We start from the raw sequence: 2,534 nt of genomic DNA on the forward strand, positions 1-2,534 counted from the left end.
GCTATCGTAGAATCGTTGTATATAACCCCAACCACACAAACGACTCCACTGGGACTAGCCACGACCTTTACCGCCACTGCAACCCTGTCTGATGGCCAGGCTCTTGATGTAACAAGTCAAGAGGCGCTTAACTGGCAAAGCAGTAATAGCAATATTGCTACCATAGATAGCGATGGAGTGGCCACTGGAGTCAAGGTTGGCAGTGTCACTATAACCGCGTCGGGTCAAGCCAACGGTCAAAGCTTCAGTGCGAATGCGGCGTTAGAAGTGACGGATAGCATCTTATTATCTATAGAGGTCTCACCAAACCCTGTTGAAGTAAACTTATCAGGTTCGAGAACATTAGTCGCTACAGGCGTATATTCTGATGGCACAATGATTCCAATTACTCCTTCTGTCAATTGGGTCGGGCAAGATACAAACATTGCAATGGTCCTAGGAGGTATAGTAACAGGTGTTAGCCTAGGAATAACCGAAACTACCGCATCCTTTGATTCGGTCATGAGTACACCGGTTGCAGTAAACGTGTTAGACCCCACTTTATTGGTATGTGGAAACGAGAGTGGTTCTTCTATAGATACATCTCCAACTGGTGGAGTTAATAATAGTGATCAATCGAATGCTACGGGGTATTGTCTGAAAGTTAGAGAAGTCGTTGGCTTTGACGGAACTGTAAAATGGTATACGAGCAGTCCATCAGAATTGGTGATGAATAGGTTGGAGTATACTCGTCAAAGTGTTGCTAGCAATAGTAATGACACATACGCAGAATTGCGAGTTGAGGATGGAACTGACGGGCCGACAGGAAGCTTTGCACTCTTTCTACAGAGTGGCGTTGGCGTTACTATTCCCGGAGAGAATGGTCAATTAGACCGCTGGTGCAAAAAGTTAGATGATTTAAATTTTGCAGGCCGAACGGGATGGCGTAGAGCCTCAAGAAATGAACTAAAAAGCCTCTTTGATTTTGATAACTCAGGATCCACTTCTTTCTATAATTTGTGGGGGTGGCCAGCTTCATTGCGTTATTGGACAGATACTCTAGACGAAATGTCTTCTAATTATATTTTAGTTAGTCTTAAAAATAATAGTGAAGTAACCCAAAGTGATAGGGGGAAGCATTATGCCTCGTGCGTAGCGGAGGTTCGATAACAAGTCCATTCGAATCTTTTGTGGACTGTTCGACCTAGGTTAACATCGTTTTCATCTTTCGATGAAAGGTCGAATTTATTCTGTGGATACAGAAACCACGGGTTTTCCCATGGATGAATGGCTAACTCCGCATGGAGCTGTCACTGTAGATACCCCGTGAATGCATCGGGGTATCTAATCTTCTAATAAGTTTTGAATGTAATCCTGAATAAATGGAAGAAAGCTTGATATTACTTTCAATGCGAGAATATTTTCAGATTTGATTCTAATTTGCGCATATTTGTAATTTTTCCCAAAAACTTTAACGCCTCCGAAAGGGATTTCGTTACCTTTTGATACAAGTTCAAAGTCTGTACTCGTTTCGAACAGGGCATAGGCTTCTTGATCATGACAATTTAATACTAGATTTTTGATGCGAGTATTTTGGCACAAGATATCCAACATAAACATAATACTAGCCATTCTAGGAGTAGGCAAAGAACCGAACGTAGAGATTACATACAGATCTACAGGTTGTTCCATGCTTTTTTCTAGATCTAGAAAGGGGCAGGCTGATAGTTGGTTTGGATTAAGTGATGAAGCTTGCTGCTCGATCGGCACAAAACCGTAAAGTAAATGCCCTACTAACATACCTGAAGAGTCACTAAATGTATTCAAAACCATTTTACTTTGTTGTATATCCCCAGCGTCGACACATATACCCATATAGTCTTGGTGAAATCCAACCAACTGCTCACACAAACTATGTTGTTTAGCTAATGAGCCGTGATAGTAATGGGAAAACGTTTTAGGAGTTTTTGAGTATGGGTGAAGGATACGGTTGGTCATTTTTTCAAAATGACGTTTATTCTTTTCTTTGGCTTCAACGTCTGGATCAATGAGTTTTAAAACGTCTTCATCCATTGTTCTGGCTATGAGTAATTGCTTAGATAATTTGGGCGATGTTATTCCTCTCTCCCAGCGACTAAAGGTAGTGAGGTCAAGCTTAGAAAGATTTGTATCAGAACGACTAAGTAAGTCGACCATTTCCTGTTGTGTCAATGTTTTTTCTGTTCTTACATAGTGTAAAAACTGGGCAAATGTAAGTCTCATTCCTTTCCCTCTGATTATTTTTCATTCTAGTATCGTTTAGTTAATCTCATAGTTCAATCGTTTTAGGGGGAGCTACCTCATAGCTATGTAAAGTGCCAACTTTTATATTCAACGATAGGGCTTTGATGCGTAATTCAGTTTAGAGGCAGAGCCGCTCCATTTCGTGTGTTTCTTAGTCAATGTGGCAAGTTTCAGGCATGCCTAGCCCAGTGAGGTTGTTCAACGCTTTTGTCATCGCGTACTGCTTTTGCCAGACTTTACGTTTGCCATCTGTCCCGTGTTTTTTGACTTTC

The 2,534-nt window shown here is 41.3% G+C and carries 2 protein-coding genes; one reads left to right on the forward strand and one right to left on the reverse strand.

What is annotated here, in order from left to right:
• The coding region (locus A142_RS00005) for an Ig-like domain-containing protein (RefSeq protein WP_019825729.1) at nt 1–1,149 on the forward strand (1,149 nt) is incomplete at its 5' end.
• A 174-nt stretch (nt 1,150–1,323) separates the two neighbouring features.
• Here the strand turns inward: A142_RS00005 and A142_RS00010 are convergent.
• A complete protein-coding gene (locus A142_RS00010; protein ID WP_019825731.1) occupies nt 1,324–2,241 on the reverse strand; it encodes a helix-turn-helix transcriptional regulator in 918 nt (305 codons plus the stop codon).
• Nucleotides 2,242–2,534 lie beyond the last annotated feature (293 nt).

This window comes from Vibrio splendidus 12E03 (assembly GCF_000272105.2).
Lineage (GTDB): Bacteria > Pseudomonadota > Gammaproteobacteria > Enterobacterales > Vibrionaceae > Vibrio > Vibrio splendidus_I.